This window comes from Streptomyces sp. CA-111067, from assembly GCF_050956065.1.
Lineage (GTDB): Bacteria > Actinomycetota > Actinomycetes > Streptomycetales > Streptomycetaceae > Actinacidiphila.
Genome location: NZ_CP192103.1, coordinates 6621134 through 6639837 on the forward strand (window position 1 = coordinate 6621134; position 18704 = coordinate 6639837).

An 18704-nucleotide genomic window follows, 5' to 3' on the forward strand; every position below is an offset into this window, starting at 1 on the left:
GGCGCTGGGTCAGTGGGGGCGGGCGGCGAGGATGCCGCCCAGGGTCGTGGTGAGGCGGGCGCTGGTCATGCGCTTGGCGGCACGCTCGGCGGGGGACTCCTCGGCGGCGCCGCGCACGTGGAAGGACGTCGCGGAAGGGGCGTCGATGATGCGGAACCGGTCCTTGGCGGCGGGGCCGCGCAGGACCAGCGACATGGTGCCCGCCTCCGCCGTGACGGCGTGGACGGCGGTGTGGTGCAGGACGTACCAGTCGCCGGCCCGCTCGGTGCGGACGCTCAGTGGCTGGAGGGTGCCGGCGGTAGCGGTCTCGAAGCCGCTGTCACCGCCGTACTGGACGTGCCGGTAGGCGCCGGTGAGGATCATCGAGCCGAACGACCAGCGGTGGTTGTGCGGGCGGTCGAAGTATCCGGGCAGGAAGCAGTGCACCCGTATCCGGTAGCCGTGCTCCGGGTCGTCGTGGAGGACCACTTTGTCCATGAAGTCGTAGCTCTCGCACATGCCGGCCAGGTGCGGGTCGTCGGGGACGCCTTCGAGCAGGCCGGCGAGGACGGCCCACCGGTCCGCGGTGAGCGTGTCGAACGCGGCGCCGCACGCGGCGGACACCGCCGCAAGGTCGTCCCAGTCCAGGCCGGCCAGGCCCGGCAGGAGAGGCGGGGCGGTGGTCACGGTGTGCCTCCGATCAGAGCTGTGGGGCGGCGGGCGTCCAGCAGGCGCCGCAGCGCCGGGTGCATGCGGTAGTAACGGCGGGGCGTGCCGCTCTGCGGGTGCGCGGGCGGCAGCCGGCCGGTAGCGGTGACGTGGCGGCTGACCGCGGTCAGCAGGGCGATCTGGGTGCTCTTGACCGTCCGGCGCAGATCTCCGCCGGCGGGGACGGTCTGGGAGGCCAGGACGTCGCCGGCGTCGACGTCGTCAGTGGCCAGGTGCACGCTGCAGACCGGGGCGGTGCCGGTCAGAAACGCCCAGGCCACAGCGTCCATGCCGCGGTAGGCGGGCAGGGCGCCGTTGTGGGCGTTGACCGTGCCCAGGGCGGGCACGGCCAGGACAGCGGGAGGGACGACGTCCATCCCGAGCAGGATCAGGAGATCGGTACGGTCAGCGCACAGCACAGCGGCGACGGCGGCCCAGTCCTGGTGGCCGACGCTGTGGCGCGGGACGGCGGGCGCGAGCGCGGGCGGGAGTGGCTGGCCGTGAAGACCGGGGCCGGGCGCGGCGGACCGGGGGTACCAGGCGCTGTCGTAGACGCTGCCGGGATGGGGTGCTGGGGGGCCGGGCTGGTGCAGCACGATGGTGCTCAGCTCGATGCCGGCGGCCGTCGCGGCGCTGTGGAACAGCGGCAGGCCGCTGGAGGCGGCCCCGGCCAGGACCGCGATCCGCACCGGCGGCCGACCGGCGGCCGATTCAGCCCGGGCCGGCGTCAGCGGACGGTCCGGCTGCGGCAGGGAAGCCGGCACTGCTTCGTGCCCGATGTGCTCGACGGCGTCGACCGCCTCGGCTAAGGCCGCGACGGCCAGCGGCGGCGGCGCCGGGGAGTACAGGCCGGCGGCCACGAGCTTCAGTGCCGCGTTCAGGTACCGGTGGTCACCGGTGCGCTGGGAACGCCGAATCCAGTGGCGGGCCAGCATCAGGTAGATCGCGGCGAGTTCACCGTCCAGCCGGGCACCGCGCTCCGCAGCGGGCGGCCGCACGAGTGCGCTGGATTCCACCGCGTGCAGCAAGGCCTCCTCACCGTCGTGGTCGGCGTGCTGGTCGGAGTGCTGCTGGAGCCAGGCCAGCATCTGGGCGCGGGCGGCACTGGTGGCCCGGGAGGGGCGGGCGATGCCCAGCGGCACCCGGCGGACACCGTTCCCGGTTGTGGGGGCTGCGGTGAGGCAGCCGGGAAGGCCGGGGGCGCCGGCTACCGCCTGCAGCGCGGTGAGGACTTTGCGGGTGATGACGTCGCCGTCGGCGGCGGCCGCCGCGGTGACCGTGCCCGGCGGGATCACCGGGAGACCTGCAAGGAGACGTCGCGCAGGGTCGCCAGGTGCTCCTCGACGGCCGTCTCGTCGCCGGGGTAGCCCCACAGCGGGGTCTTGATGAAGTTGTCGATGAACGCCTGGGCGCCGGGGAAGACGCCTGGACCTGTGGTGTGCGGGGTGTCCCATCCTTCGTCGCGCGAGGTCCGGTGGAAGAGCGGTTCGTCGGCGATCACGGTGGTGGAGCCGGGAAGGTCGAAGTCGGTCCCGGCGGCGGTGAGCCGGTCGACGAAGTCCCCGACGGTGACGGTCGCGGCCTCGGGGTGAAAGCGCAGGCCCATGACGTACAGGCCGTGCCGGCCCAGGTCCGGGTCGACGATGACCGGGGAGACCACGGGGTTGCCGGCCAGGGCGTGGGTGTAGGCGTCCATGACCGCGCGGCGCCGGGTCTCGATCCGGTCGGCCTTGCCGAGCTGGTCCAGGCCGATGGCCGCCCCTATCGTGCTGATGCGGGAGCTGAGTCCCATGCCGGTCAGCGCGTACGGGGCGTACGGGCGGGAGCCGGGGATCTCCTGGAAGCACCGCTTGTTGTAGTGCCCGTGCAGCAGGGCCAGTTCCCGGTGGCGGTCCGTGCGGCCGACGAGGACACCGCCGGTGCCGGTGGTGACCGCCTTCTGGTTGGTGCTGAAGGCGGCCATGTCGCCGAAGGTGCCCACCCGTTGTCCGCGCCAGGAGGCGAAGTGGGCGTGGGAGCAGTCCTCCAGCAGCATGAGGCCAAGCTTGGCGCATTGCGCGGCGACAGCGGTCATGTCACAGGGATTGCCCCACATGTGAGTGACGATGACCGCCTTGGTCCGGGGGGTGACCAGGCCGGGAAGGGATGCCGGGTCGAGGTTGCCCAGGGCGTCGGCGTCGGCGAAGACGAGGTTCACGCCTTCGTAGGCGAACGGTGACGCGGTCGCGAAGAACGTGTACGCCGGCGCGATGACCTCATCACCGGGCCCCAGCCCTGCGGCGACGCACATGGCGTGCAGCGCGGCGGTGCCCGAGGAGAAGGACACCGCCCAGGGAGCCCCGACGAACTGGGTGAACGCGGTCTCGAACTCACCGGTCACGCCGCGCGCGTCGCGGTCGGACAGCGAGCGGCGGACCTGCCGGTCGACCGCGGTCCGCAGGCTCGCATCGACGTGCGGCCAGCTGTAGGCGGGAACCTGCGGGTGCCCGCTGTCGCTCTGGTCCAGGAGCTTTTCGACCTCGGCGGCCAGCCGGCGGGCGGTGTCCTCGCTCCTCTCGTCGCCGGGGACGTCCAGGATGGTCCAGCCGCGCTGGCCTGCCATGATGGTCAACGCGTCCAGGCCGGCCTGCTGGTAGGCCAGGAATGAAACCTTCCCGAGCTCGGCGAACTCGCCGTGCATGCCCAGCTCGGAGGGACGCAGCCGGTTCGACGCGCGGTCCCAGGACTGCTCCGGGTCCACGCGCAGCACGATGACATGGTCCGGCTCCGGCACCCGAGAGAAGTGCTGGTCTATCTCGGTGCTGCTCCACCCCTGGCCCAGGAGCTTGGAGGTCAGCTTGTAGTACCAGCCGTCGACGATCACCGGACCGGACTGCGCCGCGGGGGACACGACGTGCTCGCCGTGCGCGATGAACCATGCCGCCTGCAGGTGGGCCCAGAACGTGTCCGGGAGATCGGGCGAGTCGCCGCAGTGCCAGAGCATCTGCGACAGGTGCTCCATCAGGCGGGTCGCGTACGGGGCGGTGGTGGAGACTTGGCGGCGGTCGACGTACGTCACGCCGCGGTCCTTCAGCGCCGCGGCGACGGCGCGGGCCAGCGTGGTCTTGCCCGCCCCGTCGCCGCCTTCGATCACGATGAACGGATACTCGTGTTTCACGTGTCCTCAACTCTCCTGGTGATGGGCAGGGTTTCTGCGGCGCCGTGGCCGGAGCGGCCGCGGTCCTCGTCGGTGAAGACTTCGCCGAGCGCGTCCAGGGCCTGCTGCGCCCCGGCCCCGGCAGCCGCGAGCGAGTGAAGATCCTCGGCGGACAGTGCCCGGTGCGGGCGGGCGAGGTTCTCCTCGATCTGCGCCACGGTGGTGAATCCGACCAGCACCGCGGCGCCAGGCCACCGGTGCAGCAGGTAGTGCAGGGCAGCCCGCACCAGCTCCGCGCGCTCCGGCCCGAAGCGCTCCCGCACCGGGCCGAGGTGCTCGTCCAGCACCGCCAAGGCGGGTGCGGTGAACCACGCCTTGCGCTGCCGGTGGTCCCCGGCCCCGAACCGCGGCGGAGCTTGCGGGGAGTGCTTGCCGGTCAGCAGGCCCTGGCCCAACGGCTTGTTGACCAGAACGGTGAGACCGTGCTCGGCGGCGAACGCGCGAATCCCGCCGGTCGAGGAGTGCGGGGTGAGCAGGTTGTCCCGCACGGCCAGAACCTCCGGGCGCACCAGCTCGAACTGCCGGCGGAACCGCTGCTGCTTGTCCTCCCGCTCCCCGGGGGCCGCCTGCAGCCGCTCGGGGGCGTAGCGGTGCGGGCCGCGCATGCCCACCGCCCGGATCAGACCTTCCTTCTGGAAGGAGCGCAGTGCCTCCACCGCGGCGGGCAGGTCCCGGTCTTCGGGCCCGAAGTTGCCGTTGTGCAGGGCGTACACGTCCAGGTAGGGGGTGCCCAGATTCTCCAGCGTCTGCTCCAGTTGGCGCCGCATGTGCCCCGGGGCGTAGGCGCTCCCCGCGGTGCCGGTGAAGTAGCCGACCTTGCTGGCGACCGCGACCTGGTCGCGCGGCACGGTGGCCAGCAGGCCGCCCAGGAGGCGCTCGGAATGGCCGAGGCCGTAGACGTCCGCGGTGTCGAAGAGGTTCGCGCCGAGCTCGAAGGCGCGCTCCAGACCCAGCCTCGCCTGGCGGTCGGTGGCGGTGCTCCAGCCCATCGGCATGCCCAGGTTGTCCGCTGGCCCGCCGATCGGCCAGCAGCCGATACCCAGCCGGCCCACCCGGGCGCCGCTGGGCAGGGTGATCCGGCCGCCCGGGCGGTACTGCTCATCTCCCGTGGTCATGGTCCTCCGCATCGTCGGTATCGGTTGCTGCCGGTGCGCCCGGTGGCCGGGGCGGTCAGGTGCTGCACGCTTCGGCGGCGTTGATCAGCGTCCAGCCCGAACGTGCCTCCCACCGGCGGTACTCCGAGCGGAGCGTCGCAGCGCCGTCGGGCGGCAGGCGCCGGGCGACGTCCTCGACGGCCGGGTCCAGCCGCTGCCGCAGCACGTCGATCTCGGTTTCGAGCAGGTGCCCCAGCCTGCGCTCCAGCAGCTCGTGCCGGACGTCATCGGGGTCGGCGCCGCGGGCGGCGAGCAGCATGTGCCCGAACACGGTGTACGCGGCGTTCTTGAGGATCACCCGGGTGTCGCGGACGGCGTAGCGGGGCGGGCCGTCCAAAATCTTCTCCAGGGACTTCAGGGTGTAGTCGAGGCTGAAGTTGCGGTCCACCCACAGCTGCGCCCACTGCGAGCAGGTGCCGATGCGCCAGTCCGCGAAGCGGGCGTCGACCCGGCCCATCGACGGGCGGGCCTGCCCGGTCAGTCCCGCCCGCTCGGCCGCTTTGGTGTACGCGGCGCCGATCAGGCACTCCATGCTGACGAGCATGTACGAGATCGCGGAGTGGAAGGGCCTGTCGGCGGAGTGTTCGGCGACGAACGCGGGATCGCGGACACCGTCGACGATCTGTGCGGTGCTCAGGTGCGGCAGCGGCTTGAGCACCAGGTCGGTCCTGCCCTGGTAGGCGAAGGTCTCCTCCAGCTCCCGCATGCTCATCAGCTGGTCGAAGGTGATGTAGGTGTAGCGCGTCGGCACCCCCAGCGCCGACAGCGTGCGGATCGCCAGGGCGTTCTGCTCGCCGGTGGTCTCCTTGCGGAACCGCGCCAGGACGGTGTCGACACCGGACTCCACCCCGAACAGGCAGCGCCGCAGCCCGTCGCCGACCAGGGCGCGCCACATGCCGGCCCGCTCCAGGTGCCAGTCGCGGTCGTGTCCGGGGCTCACCACCTGGTCGATGCGGCAGCTGGTCTCCCAGCCGAACCCCGCATCGCTCAGCGTCCGCGCCATTGCCAGGGCCCGAGGCACCGCATCCTGTCCGCGGCCGACGAACTCCTCGTCGACCAGATACAGCGTGCGGCTCACGCCGGGGTGGTCGTCGAAGACGCCGGCCATTCTGTCCAGCAGCCACGGCATGGCGTCCGGTCCGGCGCCGGCCCACTGCCCTTTGTGGTCGCGGGGGCAGAACGTGCAGAAGTTCGTGCAGCCGCGGGAGGTCTCCAGCTGGGCCACACCGTGGCGCTTGAGGGTGGCCGGCAGCAGATCGAGCTCCGGAAGGATGTCGCCGGCGGCCCGGTTGACGGGCCGGGCGCTGTGCCGCCGGGTGACCTGCAGGGTCCCCGCGCCGCGCGCGGCGCCGTTGTAGCCGATGCCGTGCACTTGCTCGCGGGCGATGTCGCCGTGCCAGTAGGCCAGGACGTCCTGGATCGTGGTCTCTCCCGCGCCCCGGGCGACGAGCAGGCGGGGGTAGCGCTCAAGGAGCAGCCGCTCGTTGCGGGCGGTCAGGCTCCCTCCCGCCACCACCAGCGGCGGCTCGTCCAGACCGTACGCGGCGTCCAGCAGCTCGGTCATCAGGTCGTGCTGTCCGAAAGTGGCCGAGACCCCGAGGATGTCGGGCGGATCGGCGAGCACCCGGGTGACCAGCTCGTCCAGGCCGACACCCAGTTGCATGTCGGTCAGCTCGATCCGGCCGGTCAGCGCGGTGCGCGCGGCACGAGCCAGGTCCGATATGCCCAACGGGAACCGGGGGAGAGGAAAGTTCTCCGGGTGGTACAGGGCGGCGATCAGGACGTTGGGCCGCGATAATCGCCCGACGGCCACATCGTCCAGATCGGCCCAGCTCAGCCAGGAGTTCGGCGACTCGAGCCGCAGGTGCCCGTCGGCCCAGGACGGCCAGTGGCGGGCGGCGTGCGGGAGACCGGACAGGTCGGCGGCCGCCCACCTGCCGCCGGGAGCTTCCAGCAGCAGCAGGCGCCGCTCCAGCGTGCCCGAGACGATCACCCTGCCGGTGCTGGCGCCCGCGAGCAGCCCGACCAGCTGAGGGAGGTCGATCAGCGCCTGCGGCGGCACCGTCACGACTGGCTCGGGCCGGGCCAGCTCCCACGCCTGCACGATGCGGGCGATCTCTCCGGTCGTGGTACGGGTCGTGGACACCGTCATGCTGACCGCCTAGGTCGATGGGTGATGGCCACGCCGCGAGCACGAGAACGCTGCCCCGGCGGCATCCACACAGCCCGCACGCCGGCTGGAAACCGAACCCGGGCAAGCAGCATGGACGGATCAAGGCGTGCTTCGTGGCAAAAGCATCGGGATGGCAGAGAAATGACCGAAACCGGCTTCCGGCGAGCGCCGATCTCTATCGCCTGTTCCTCCGGGCCGAGCGGTGGACGTGTCCTCGTCATCGAGCTCCCTTCACTGCACAGCAGAACGGAGCGCCCCGGGGGCCGCGCTGCGGCGCCGGCCCGCGAAGCGGCCGGAGTCCGACACGGTCTGGCACGTGGCGGTTGCCGCCTGGCACCAGTGAGCACCTTGAAGGCAGGATGAGGCGACCGTGAGGGGCACTCACTCACGTCCTCAACCCCAAATTCCCGGAAGGATGCAGGACTTGAGCACTGAGGAGAGGACGACGTTCGCCGTCGAGCTCACCCGCTGGCGCACCATCCGTGGACTGTCGCAAGCCGCTCTCGCGGCCCGGCTCAACATCACCCCCTCCTACGTCAGCCACCTCGAGGCCGGCCGGGAGCACGGCAGCGCCGACCTCGCCCGCAGGGCCGAGGCCGTGCTCGACGCCGGCGGCGCCCTGTGGCAGGCATGGAAGGGCACCGACCCGGTGACCGCAGTGGGCGAGACCGTCGACGTTCCGCCGGGCGCGGAACTCTTCGTGCTGGAGGACGAGGCGGCGCTGACCTACGACGGCACCTACTACCACCTGCGGATGCGGCGCCTCCTGCGCAACACCGGCACTGACCCCGTCACCCGCTACCTGGTGCGCATCGCCGTCGACCGGTACCCCGACGACCCCGAGCGCTCCAACGCGCTCTACCGCCGAAGCCCGCTCACCTGGGACGAACTCGCGCTCGAAGCACGCTGCGGCGCCGAACCCATGACGTGGACCGTCAAGCACGACCGGGACGCGTTCAAGGAACTCTGGCTGCAATTCGCCAACCCCGACGCACGGTTCCCGCTCTACCCCGGCGAGGAGACGGAGATCGTCTACTCCTACGCTGTGACCGCCGACAAGTGGGGTCCTTGGTTCCAGCGAGCCGTCCGTCTGCCCACCCGGATGCTGCGCGTCGAACTCGCATTCCCCGCTGACAGCGAACCCACCGTGTGGGGGACCGAAACCTCCCTCAGTGCCCATCAGGCCGACCTGCGCACTCCGGTGCAGCGCACGACGCGCGGCAAGCAGACCGTCTTCACCTGGACCACGATGGAACCCCCGCAGCACGCGCGCTACCGCCTGCAGTGGCGGTTCACATCGGAGCCCGGCGCGGACACCGAACCAGAGATCGCCCCGTCGGCGAGCCAGGCCATGGCGAGCGCCGGCATCGCCCAGGACGGCGAGCCCGTCCTGGCTCGCGCAGCCGACCCCTTCGACCTGCCGGCCGAAGCCGCCGAAGCCGCCTCCGTGGTACGTGAACTGCTGGCCGCCGTCGAACGGGTACGCGCCCTGCACACGTTCGGCAAGGGTATGGGCCTGGCCGCCCCGCAAATCGGCATCGACCGCTCCGCCGCGGTGATCATTCCGCCAGAGCCCGGCGCTGAGCCGGTCATCCTGCTCAACGCCACGATCGCGGAGGAATCCGGGCAGAGCGACGAACAGTACGAGGGCTGCCTGAGCTTCTTCGACGTCCGCGGACTCGTGCCCCGGCCACTGCACATCGTCGTCGCCCACACCGAACCCGATGGCACCACGCACCTGTCCCGCTTTGAGCAAGGGCTGGCGCGGCTGGTAGCGCACGAAGTCGATCACCTCCACGGCGTCCTATATCGGCAGCGCATGCGTCAAGGCGTGGAACCGATCCCCGTCGAGCAGTACCGCGGCACCGGCAAGACCTGGAACTACACCTGACCTGCGGGACGCCCACAAGATGCTGGGGCGGCTTCGAGGTGCCGAGACCCTTGACGCCCGGTCTGCGGCCGAGCGGGGCTACCAAGCCGTGGCCCGTCACGGTGTGCTCTACGCGTCTGGGGTGGTGAGGGGGTAGAAGTGTGCGGGCGGGTGGTCGATCAGGAGGTTGAGGTGCCAGGCTGTGAGGCACTGCGCGGTGGGGACGAACAGCCCGTCAGGGAGTCGGCCTAGGGAGTATCAGCGCCACTCGCTCATGCTCCCGGCCGGTTGAGTGGAGGGCTCACCTGTCCAGCGGCAGGTCGGCTGGGGCCGACGTCGAGGACCGCGTTTTCGTCGCGGACGCCCGACATCAGCGGCATCCGGCAAAGCGACGGACGATCGGCTCCAGGTAGTCCACGTGCGGACCCACTAGGCTGGCGAGTTCCTCCGGCGACGGCACCAGGGCGTTGTCGACGTCGAAGAACTCGATGCCTATCGGCTGTCTCAGACACCGGCTTAGCGTTGACCGCTTTTGCGTGGTGGTCTGCGAGTGCCCTCCGATGGGAGGGAAGGGAATTCCCACAACAATTCGTGGGGTTCAGCCTGCCGTATGGGCGGGATGGGCGCGTCTCAGCGCGAGTCTCACTCTACCGGGCGCGAGAGCAGCAATCCGCACCCGTACGCCTTTGCCCGGCCGAAGCCGCCGGTCAGGAGGGTGTGGAACTTGTCGGAGTCGGTGACGATCCCGGTCAGGAACGTCTCCCGGACGATGAACTTGACGGCGTGGTCGCCGTGCATGCCGGTGACGCTCTGGCCTTCGCTCATGGTGATGTGCTGCGGGTTGATGTCGAGTCCGTGCTGGTGGAGTTTGCCGCGGAGCCATTCGCCGCATTCCTCGGCGGTGCGTTTGCCCAGAATCCGTCCGGTCTGGCGGTCGTGGGCGACGGGGTTGGCGACGGTGCGGGCTTCGACGATGTCTCCGGTGGTGTAGTGCTCCCGGACGGGGTTGGTCGTGGCCGCGGTCAGGGTGCCCGTCGTCAGCAGGTGGCTCCAGTTGGGTGGTTGGGGTGATTGGACGAGGATCTGTTCGGGGGTGCCGGCGCTGAGGCGGCGGGTGTCGGGGTCGCGCAGCGGGGTGCTGCGGCGGGCGGCGAACAGGATGCCGGCGGGGCGCGGGCTGTGGGTCCCGGTGACGGTTCGGGGGTTGCGGAAGCCGCGCATGACCAGGCGGTGGAGTTCCTGCACGTCCAGGCACAGGTGCTGCTGCTCGGCGGTCAAGGTGAGCGCCGAGCGCCATACCTGCAGCCCGGCCGAGCGGTCGGCGGCGGGCTGGGCGGTGGTGGTCGTGGTGGTGGTCATGGTTCCTCGGTCGGGGGCGGGGTGGCGGTGGCGGACAGCAGGAACATCAGGGGGTGGTCGCGTTCGAGGTACGTGGTGGGGACCTGCTCGGGGCTCGGCGCGGCGCCGGGCCGGGGGGTGGTCTCGGTCCAGGTCCGCGGCCTGGTGGTGGTTGCTTGGGGCAGCAGGGGGATCCGGTCGGGCCAGGTCTCGGCGCCGTGCGGGGTGGTGCCGTGGGCGGGAGGGTGGGAGGGCGGGCAGCATCGGCGGCCGAGGTAGAGCAGGCCGGACGGCTGGCGGAGGGCCTGGATGATGTGTTCGGCGAGGTGGTGGTCGTCGGTGGTCAGTCCGGCGAGGAACGCGGCGTCGGCGAGGTAGTGCTTGCGGAACTGGACCGGGGTGCGGTCTTTCCCTGCCCAGGGGGCGTGGACGGTTCCGTCGGGCCGGCGTGCAGGAATCCGGGGCACCCCGTAGTGGGGGATGTCTCCGCCGGGGGCGCTGGTCTCGAAGGCGTAGGAGGGGAAGGTGCCGCCGCCGGCGGTCTGGTCGTCGGTGAGGAGGTGGCCGGGCCGGTCGGCGCGGACGGCGAAGGTCATGGTGCGCAGGTCGGACAGGTCCGCCGACCAGTCCCGTCCCAGGGCGTTGGCGATCAGGCCGGCCACGGCGGACTTGGTGGGCCGGGGTCCGGTTTCCCGCTCGGTCCAGTGCGAGGAGGCGCCGTAGGACTGGAGCGGGCCGGACAGCCGGATCAGCACGGTGGTGGCCACGGGTCAGCCGGCTTCCACGGTCAGCTGCCCGGGCAGCTCGGCCGGTACGGGTTCGCCGTTGGGAGGTAGCCACCGGGCGATGCCGCCGCCCAGGTGGGCTCGTTGCAGGTAGCGGGCCAGGCGGGTGGCGGCTTCGGTGCCCGCCGGGGCGGGGACGGGGTCTTCGAACGCGGCGGCTGCGGTGAGCGGCAGGGTGCAGGTCGCGGCGACCGTCAGGGTGGGCCAGGCGGCGGCGCCGGTGCGGCTCTTGCCCGCCGAGGGCAGCGTGTAGACGGCGGCGGTGAGGAACCGGCGTTCCATGCTCCGCGCGGTGGCCTCGACGATGTCGGGATCGGGGTCGGTGCCGGCGAGGTTGGCGCGCAGGCGGCGCCGGTCCAGGGCTGCCCAGCGGTACAGGGTCCCAGAGGCGAGCAGTTGCTGGCCGAGCATGCTGGAGGCGAAGACCCCGAGGTCATTCCAGTCGTCGCGGGTGGCGAAGTCGTCGGCGAAGGTGAGCATGGCGTCCACCGAGAAGCCGTGGGCGACCGCCACGGCGGAGCGTATGTGCCCGTTGGGCGGGGGGAGTTCGGTGAGCATCCGCCCGAACAGCTGGATGTCGGAGCGTCCGGGGCCGAAGGCGTCACGGGCCTGGGCGGCGATTGCGGGTGGGACGAGCGCGGCAGCAGTGTGGAGGGGGTTTCCCGGTTTCGGCGGGCGCTTGGTCCCGGGCGCGGGTGCCACGGCGTGGGTGATGATGTCCTCGGCCCTGTCCCGGGCTTCGCGCAGGTTGTCCCAGTTGAGGGTGACCAGGGCGGCCAGCACGTCGGGTGCGGTGTCCGGCAGGATGACGGCGGCACGGGTGCGGTGGGGGTCGGCGGGGTCGACGCTCATCCCGGCCGCGGCAACGATCAGGGCCGCGGCGGGGTCGGCGTCCGCAGGGTCGGTGCCGGTGTCCTGCAGGCGCCTCGATACTTCGCGGGGCAGGTAGCGGCTGTTGGCGGCCGGTACTTCCCCGGGGAGTGCGGAGGTGCGCATCGCGTCGCGGATGGCCCGGACCTGGGCCTGGGAAGAGATCCGCATGCGCTCGGCGCCGCCGATCGCGATGGACTTGGGCCGGCCGAGCTGGTCGCGGTTCAGGCCGACGCCGGACAGCGTGGTGAGGGTATGGACGGTCACGAACGGGCCCGGCGTACCGGAGAGGTCGATCGTGAAGCCGGTGTCGGGGAGGTGGAGTTCGGTGGCGCTGGTCACGGGGTGAGGGCTTCCTGGTCGCGGGAGTCGGAGTCGGAGTCGGTGTCGGGGAGGTGGCGGGGGGACGGTGCGGCGGCCGAAGTAGAGCTGGGTCCAGCGTTCCCGGACGCCGGTGCCGTGCCAGTGCGCCAGATCGCCGAACAGGTTTCCCCAGGACGGGGTGGCCCCGGCGTCGGCTGCGGAGCGGATCTGGGCCGCGAGCAGCGGGCGCATCGCGCTGATGGTCGGCGCGCGGACCATGGTGACCAGGGCGGCGGTGGTGGCCTGGTGGCCTGGTCCGTGGACGTGGTGCATCAGCCAGGGCACCGGGATACGGCCGTGGAGGGGGGCACTGCGGCTGCGCCGGCGGTGCAGGGCGAACAGCGCGGCCGTGGTCACGGCGGCCTCGTGCTGCCCGGCGGGGAGCGAGTCGGTGACCAGCTGGCAGGCGGGGCTGTCCGGGTCGGGATGGGCGAGCCAGAACTCCAGGTCGCGCAGGGTGGCGTTCATTCGCGGATTGTGGGCCCAGGCTCCCAGCAGCATCGCCAGCCGCCGCTCGCGGGAGGGCCATTCCAGCTCGTCGTCCGGGACCGGTCGCCGGTGCCGCCGCGGTTTGGCGGCGTCCAGCCCGGCGGTGGCCGCGGTGACGAACAGGTCTCCTGCGTCGTATCCGGCCAGAGCGGCAGATACGGTGCCCAGTTCGGCCGCCGGGGCCTGCGGGGCTGCCGGCGGCACCGGCATGCCGTGGTCGGCGACCTGGAACAGCTCCTGCTGGCCGGTGGCCGGCCGCGCTGTTCCGGGTGTCGCGACGGTGGCGGGTGCGGTGTCGGCGGGGCGGACGGCGTCTTCCAGGACGGCCAGTCTCCGGCCGTGACGCACCGGGTCCGCGTCGCGGGTCGGGCGGGCGCCCGCCAGCAGGACCTCTTCGCGGTCCTCGCGCGCTGCGGCGCGAAACGCCGGGTCCTCCAGGAGGTCTGAGCCGAAGCCGGGTGGCAGTACCGTGCCGAGTTCACGGCGGAGCAGCCCGGCTGGTGTGGTGGTGTTGTCCGGGTCGGGTGCCGCTCCATGGGCGCGGCGGCGGAAGACCATCACGGTGTCGGCCGCCTCGGCCAATGCCGGGTCCGCCAGGAGCTGCCCGGGTATGAAGACCTGCCGGGCGTAGGCGTATCCGGCGTTGGCCGGGGCCGCGAGGCCGGCGGCCGTCAGGTCCGGCAGATAGCCCAGGTGCTCGGCGGCCCGCCGGGCGGTCGCAGCCCAGCTCCCGGGGCCTGCCGCCCACCACGACTCCGCCAGGGGGGCCAGGTCGGTGTCGCTGGTCACCGCCGAAGCCCACAGGGGTTTTCCGCCGACGGCCTCGGCGGCGTCGCTCATACCGGGCCTGCGGCTCAGCAGGGTGTCGTCCGGGCGGATCCGCCAGCCCGCGGCCAGTTGGGCCAGCGCCACCTGCCCGCCGCCGGGACCGTGCGGGTGCAGCAGGATCCGGCGGGACATCCACGTCAGAGCGTCACTCTCCCCGGTGGGGGCGCCGTGGCGGCCTTGATCGTCCTCGGGGCGCGGCCGGTAGGACCATGTCGCGGTGCCCACCGGGCACGTCAGCGGGGTCAGCCGCCACGCCAGCAGCTCCGCCAGGGTCGTCTCCGGCAGCCACAGCAGGCTGGCCGCCGCTGTGCTGCCGGCCGCCACGTTGCTGTTCGGGCCGTAGAGCGTCGACTTCGTGGGGATCCGGCCGCCTTTGGCCCACAGCTGCTGTACCAGCAGCAGCTCCACGGCACGAGACGTGGGCAGGGGCTGCCCGTTGTAGCGGTGGCGGTGGTCGTGCAGGAGCTGGCCGGTGCGGGCGGCGGTCAGGTCCAGGAAGTGGGCCGGCACGGTGGCCTCGCGCTGGCCGGCCAGGTCCCGCAGGCTCGCGTCCTGGAACAACGGGTGCTCGGGGTGGAACAGGTCCAGTAGGTCGGCGTTGCTGCGGATCCAGCCGGTGACCGGGGCGAGGTCCACACCACGGCGGATCTGCCGGAGGTAGTCCTCGGAGCCGGCCGGGGCGCAGCCGGCGCTGTAGGCGACGGCGAGGAGGAGACGGGCGGTGGCTGTCCGCACCAGCGGATCCGGCGCCGCCAGCCGTATCCGGCCGCAGTGCTCCACCGCGCCGAGCAGGGACAGCAGATGCGTTCCGCCGTCCGGGCCGGCGCACTGGATCCACGGACGGTCGGCAAGACTCCACGAAAGGATGCCTCGACTGCTCATACCGACGCCCCGGTGCTGGTGGCTTGGCCGGCGCCGTCGTCGAGGAGGTAGGCCAGTTCTTCCAGTGCTGCGGCGTCCGTGGAGGAGTGGACCAGTTCCTGGGTTCCGGCCAGGGCCCAGAACGCGCTGGCCAGCCACAGCTGTTCCTTGGTGTCGCGGACCACCAGGTAGTGGGAGGGGGCTTCCTGGCCGTCGCGCTGGGTGCGGCCCTCGGCCTGCAGGCTCAGTTTGCCGCCGCACAGGACGTCGGCGAAGACCGTGATGCGCGGGGCGGTGGTGGCGGTGGTGCCCGCGCCGTCCACGTCCCGCTCGCCGGCCTGGAAGTTCAGTGCCTCGACCGCGTTGGTCACGCAGACCAGCGCTTGGCCGAGCTGGAAAGCGATCCTGCGCGGCTCGCGCAGCCCGGGCTGCTCACCGGTGATGACCGCGACATGGTCGGGCAGCCCGCGGGCCCGCAGTTCGCGGGCGATGTCGGCGGCCAGGGCGTCCACCGTGTCCAGGAACCAGGCGGGAACCACGACCTGATGACCGCCCTGGACCAGGTCGGCGACGTGCCGCGCGACGTGTGGGACTTTGAGCAGCGATGCCTTCTGCACACTCCTGAGCGCTTCACTGCCCCGGTCGGCGCGGCCCGGCCGCAGTTCGCGGAGCTTGCGCAGACCGTGGGCGCGGATGAACTGCGCCCACGCACCGTCGTACATCTCCTGATCCTGGGCGGACAGCTCGATCCAGTGGATCTCCCGCGCCTGCGTGGGCAGCCCCAGCTCCTCCTGCGTCGCGGTCGATCCCACCCCGTGCCGGTAGAGCAGCTCGCGGATCCGCTTCACACCCCCGTCGTCGGTGGCCGCCCGGCTGCCGGGCCGCAGGTTCTCCACCCACTGCGCGTATCCGGTACCGGTGCGCTCGGCAGGAGGTTCCACACCGGCGGCGAAGGCGATCAGGTCGGCGGCGTAGCTGGTCTCCTGCACGGTGGAGAACGGCGTGGCCGAAGCGGGCACGAAGAACGGAGGCGTAGACCCGTCCTGCGGATGGGTCAGCCGGTACACCAGCCGGGAGCGGACCGATTCGGGAGTGGCCAGCACCTGGCTCTCGTCGACCACCACCGCGTCGAACAGGACCCGGGGCAGCCCGGAGGCGGCGGCGAGCGCACTCGCCCGCTCGGCGGGGAGTGATCCCAGGTTGTGCTGGCGGTGGAGGAAGAGCCGCCACAGCCGTTCGGGGTTGATCACCACCCACCGCTGGCCGACGCCGTAGGAGGTGATCGCACGCCGCCACGCCGGGACGGCCCCCAGCTTAGTGACCACCAGGACGGTGTGCACCTGGGCGCGTATCGCGTTGAGCCCGGCCAGTACCGTCATGGTCTTCCCGCTGCCGGTCGGCGAGACCAGCGCAAAGCCGGGCGCACCGGCCTGGTGAGCGGCGGCGATGGCCTGCGCCCGCGGCGTCTGGTAATCGCGCAGGTGAAGGACGGACGGGGCGGGTGCGATGTCCCGCTGCCCGGTCAGCAGTTCCTGGACCAGCATCTCCCAGGAGTTCGGCTGCGCACGGTGCGGCTCCAGCGCAGCCGGAAGCCGCCGCCCGCGGAAGACTTTCACTCCCCACTGCGCGTGCCGGGTCGCCCCCGGATACGCCGGCGCTCCCGGGTCCAGAACCAGCCACGCCGGCTGCTGCCCGTCCTTCCCCAGCACAGCCGCGGCGGGGCCTGCGGGCGACAGGCGGATGAACGGCGAAGTGGCAACGGCCGGAAGTTCGAGCGCCGCGCCGGGGTGGCCAGGCCCGCTCGTAGCGCCCGCCACCGGACGGGCGGTTGCCGCAGCCGGTAACCCGCCGGGCGATATACCGGATTCGGGGCGGGGTTGGCCGGTCGGCGCACTCTCAGGCACAGCTGTTCCTCTGGGTGGTTCGCGGGGGTCGGTTCGCACGGGGCGGCGGTCGTCTGCATCACTGCCGGGGGCCGGGGCGGGGCCGGTCACCGGGCTGAGCCGGTGCCGGCCCGCGCCCCGGTACTGGGCCAGGCGTCGGATGCGGGTGTGGGCGTGGGTCAGGCGGTGGTCATCGCGGCCAGTTTCCGCGCGACCGCGCCGAGCCCCAGGGCGTTGGAGCCCTTGATCAGGAGCACGTCGTCCGGCCGCAGCACCTTGTTGGCCTGTTCGGCCACCGACTGCCCCGTCTCGGCGTGCTCCGCGCTGATCCCGGCCTCGCGGGCCGTTTCGGCGAGCGCGACGGCGTGGTTGCCGCCGACGGTGACCAGGTGGTCGGTACCGCTGGCAGTGAGGCGGTCGGCCACGGTGGCGTGCCAGGTTTCGGCCTGGTCGCCGAGTTCGGCCATCTCGCCGATGACGGCGATCCGTCGGCGGCCGGCACCGGCGATGTCCTCCAGCGCGTCGATCGCGGCGAGCATCGCCTCGGGGGAGGCGTTGAAGGTGTCGTTGATGACGGTCACCCCGTCGGCGCGGGTGCTGACCTGCATCCGGTCGCCGGAGACGATTTCCGCTGCTTCCAGCCCGGCCAGGACGGTGGCGAACGGCACGCCCGCGGCGAGTGCGGTCGCCGCGGCGGCCAGCGCGTTGGTCACGTTGTGGCGGCCGTGGACGCGCAGTTGGACAGTCCCCGACTCCTCGCGGTGCAGCAGGACGAAGCCCGGACGCCCCTGGGCGTCGACCTGGATGTCGGTTGCGCGGACCGTGCTGCCGGGGCTGGTGCCGAAGGTCATCACACCGGCCTCGGTCTGGTCGGCCATGGCCATGACCAGGGGGTCGTCGGCGTTCAGGACGGCCATCCCCAGGGGCGGCAGGGCCTGGACGATCTCGGACTTGGCCGCCGCGATGGCCTCCCGGCTGCCGAACTCTCCGATGTGCGCGGAGCCGATGCCCAGGACGGTGGCGATGGTCGGGGGCGCGACCTGGCACAGCGCGGCGATGTGGCCCGGCCCCCGGGCGCCCATCTCCAGAACGAGATACCCGGTGCCGGACTCCACGCGGCTGACGGTGACGGGGAAACCCAGCTCGTTGTTGAACGACTTCTCGGTGGCCACCGTCTTCCCGTCCAGAGCGAGGATGGCCCGCAGGATGTCCTTCGTGGTGGTCTTCCCCGCCGACCCGGTCAGCCCGATCACCACCCCGGTGTAGGCGGCTGCGATCTGGGTGGCGATGGCCGCCATCGCCACCAGCACATCGGGCACGATCAGGGCCGGCACGCCGTCGACCGGTCGGGTCGCCAGCACCGCGACCGCGCCCGCGGACACCGCCTGCGCGGCGAAGTCGTGGCCGTCGGCGGTCGAACCGGGCAGGCACGCGAACAGCCCACCGGCGGCGACCTCGCGGGAGTCGAAGGAGAACGGCCCGGTCACCAGTGCGTCGGGATCGGTGACCTGGTCCAGGCGCGCGCCGGCGGCTGCGGCCAGGCGGCCGAGGGAGAGGGCGATCATCAGGTGCTGCTCTTTCCGGTAGAAGGGCCCAGGACGACGCCGCGGCCGGCGGAGAACCGGCTCAGGTCGGCCAGAGGAACGTGGTGGAACTGCTGGGAACGGCCGGGCAGCCCGGACGGATTGTGGATCACGACGGAGTCGGGGCCGGCGCCGACAACCAGGACCAGGTGCCCGCCGCGCTGCGGCGGCGCCGGCTCCAGGGTCCTGATCGACTTGTGGACGCTGAGCAGCACCACCCGCCCGGCGGCGACCTCCGCCTGGACGTCGCCGGCCGGCAGGTCCGGGCGGCACTGCGCGTACAGGCCGAACTGCTCGGCTGCCCAGGCGGCGAACGGCGCGTAGATCAGCCCTTTGACCTCGTCGCCGTCGCGGACGTACGCGCCGGCGTCCAGGGCCTCGCGGACCAGCGGCACCGACGGAGGGACCTCGTGGCCGAGCCAGTCCAGCGTCATGCGCAGGCAGGCCATGCCGCAGATCCGGGGAGCCCAGAACGCATACTCCTCGGCGCTGTCGGCGCCGGACTTCTGCCATAGCGGGTCGGTGGCCGCCCTGGTGCCGGAGATGAAGTCCGGCACCAGCGCGGCCGACTCCCACTGGCTGTAGTACGGCACCGGGTGAGTGATGGTGGTGAGCGTCATGGTC

Annotated in this window: 12 protein-coding genes; 1 reads left to right on the forward strand and 11 read right to left on the reverse strand. The window is 72.1% G+C overall.

All coding sequences use genetic code 11. The features are described 5' to 3' along the window. Window positions 1–9: 9 nt before the first annotated feature. From ACQPW6_RS29375 to ACQPW6_RS29395, 5 genes are read right to left on the reverse strand one after another with little or no spacing between them, the layout of a single operon-like run. The gene (locus ACQPW6_RS29375; protein ID WP_433892709.1) at window positions 10–666 is read right to left on the reverse strand and encodes a hypothetical protein; all 657 of its coding nucleotides are present in this window, start codon (window positions 664–666) and stop codon (window positions 10–12) included. After that, window positions 663–1982 (reverse strand): formyltransferase family protein, encoded by a 1320-nt coding sequence (locus ACQPW6_RS29380; RefSeq protein WP_433892710.1) that lies wholly within the window; start codon window positions 1980–1982, stop codon window positions 663–665. The genes ACQPW6_RS29375 and ACQPW6_RS29380 overlap by 4 nt, the downstream gene beginning before the upstream one ends. Then, window positions 1979–3844, reverse strand: coding sequence for an aminotransferase class V-fold PLP-dependent enzyme (locus ACQPW6_RS29385; protein WP_433892711.1), 1866 nt, complete (start codon window positions 3842–3844; stop codon window positions 1979–1981). Before ACQPW6_RS29385 ends, ACQPW6_RS29380 begins: the two co-directional genes overlap by 4 nt. After that, on the reverse strand, window positions 3841–4998 hold the full coding sequence (locus tag ACQPW6_RS29390) for an aldo/keto reductase (protein ID WP_433892712.1): 1158 nt from the start codon (window positions 4996–4998) through the stop codon (window positions 3841–3843). The genes ACQPW6_RS29385 and ACQPW6_RS29390 overlap by 4 nt, the downstream gene beginning before the upstream one ends. A gap of 55 nt (window positions 4999–5053) precedes the next feature. After that, on the reverse strand, window positions 5054–7189 hold the full coding sequence (locus ACQPW6_RS29395; protein ID WP_433892713.1) for a B12-binding domain-containing radical SAM protein: 2136 nt from the start codon (window positions 7187–7189) through the stop codon (window positions 5054–5056). Window positions 7190–7634: 445 nt separating this feature from the next. On the opposite strand from ACQPW6_RS29395, the gene ACQPW6_RS29400 reads away from it, so the two are divergent. After that, on the forward strand, window positions 7635–9101 hold the full coding sequence (locus tag ACQPW6_RS29400; protein WP_433892714.1) for a peptide deformylase: 1467 nt from the start codon (window positions 7635–7637) through the stop codon (window positions 9099–9101). Window positions 9102–9722: 621 nt separating this feature from the next. Here ACQPW6_RS29400 and ACQPW6_RS29405 read toward each other — a convergent pair. From ACQPW6_RS29405 to ACQPW6_RS29430, 6 genes are all read right to left on the reverse strand, one after another. Further along, window positions 9723–10439, reverse strand: a complete 717-nt coding sequence (locus tag ACQPW6_RS29405) for a type I-E CRISPR-associated protein Cas6/Cse3/CasE (protein ID WP_433892715.1) — start codon at window positions 10437–10439, stop codon at window positions 9723–9725. Further along, window positions 10436–11185 (reverse strand): type I-E CRISPR-associated protein Cas5/CasD, encoded by a 750-nt coding sequence (gene cas5e / locus ACQPW6_RS29410; RefSeq protein ID WP_433892716.1) that lies wholly within the window; start codon window positions 11183–11185, stop codon window positions 10436–10438. The genes ACQPW6_RS29405 and cas5e overlap by 4 nt, the downstream gene beginning before the upstream one ends. 3 nt (window positions 11186–11188) lie before the next feature. Continuing rightward, on the reverse strand, window positions 11189–14635 hold the full coding sequence (locus ACQPW6_RS29415; RefSeq protein WP_433892717.1) for a type I-E CRISPR-associated protein Cas7/Cse4/CasC: 3447 nt from the start codon (window positions 14633–14635) through the stop codon (window positions 11189–11191). Next, window positions 14632–16158 carry a DEAD/DEAH box helicase family protein gene (locus tag ACQPW6_RS29420; RefSeq protein WP_433892718.1) on the reverse strand — a complete coding sequence of 509 codons (1527 nt, stop codon included), beginning with the start codon at window positions 16156–16158 and terminating at the stop codon, window positions 14632–14634. The genes ACQPW6_RS29415 and ACQPW6_RS29420 overlap by 4 nt, the downstream gene beginning before the upstream one ends. 518 nt (window positions 16159–16676) lie before the next feature. Beyond that, a complete protein-coding gene (locus ACQPW6_RS29425) occupies window positions 16677–18062 on the reverse strand; it encodes a UDP-N-acetylmuramoyl-tripeptide--D-alanyl-D-alanine ligase (protein ID WP_433892719.1) in 1386 nt (461 codons plus the stop codon). Next, window positions 18062–18700, reverse strand: a complete 639-nt coding sequence (locus ACQPW6_RS29430; RefSeq protein ID WP_433892720.1) for a C39 family peptidase — start codon at window positions 18698–18700, stop codon at window positions 18062–18064. Before ACQPW6_RS29430 ends, ACQPW6_RS29425 begins: the two co-directional genes overlap by 1 nt. Between the last annotated feature and the right edge of the window lie 4 nt (window positions 18701–18704).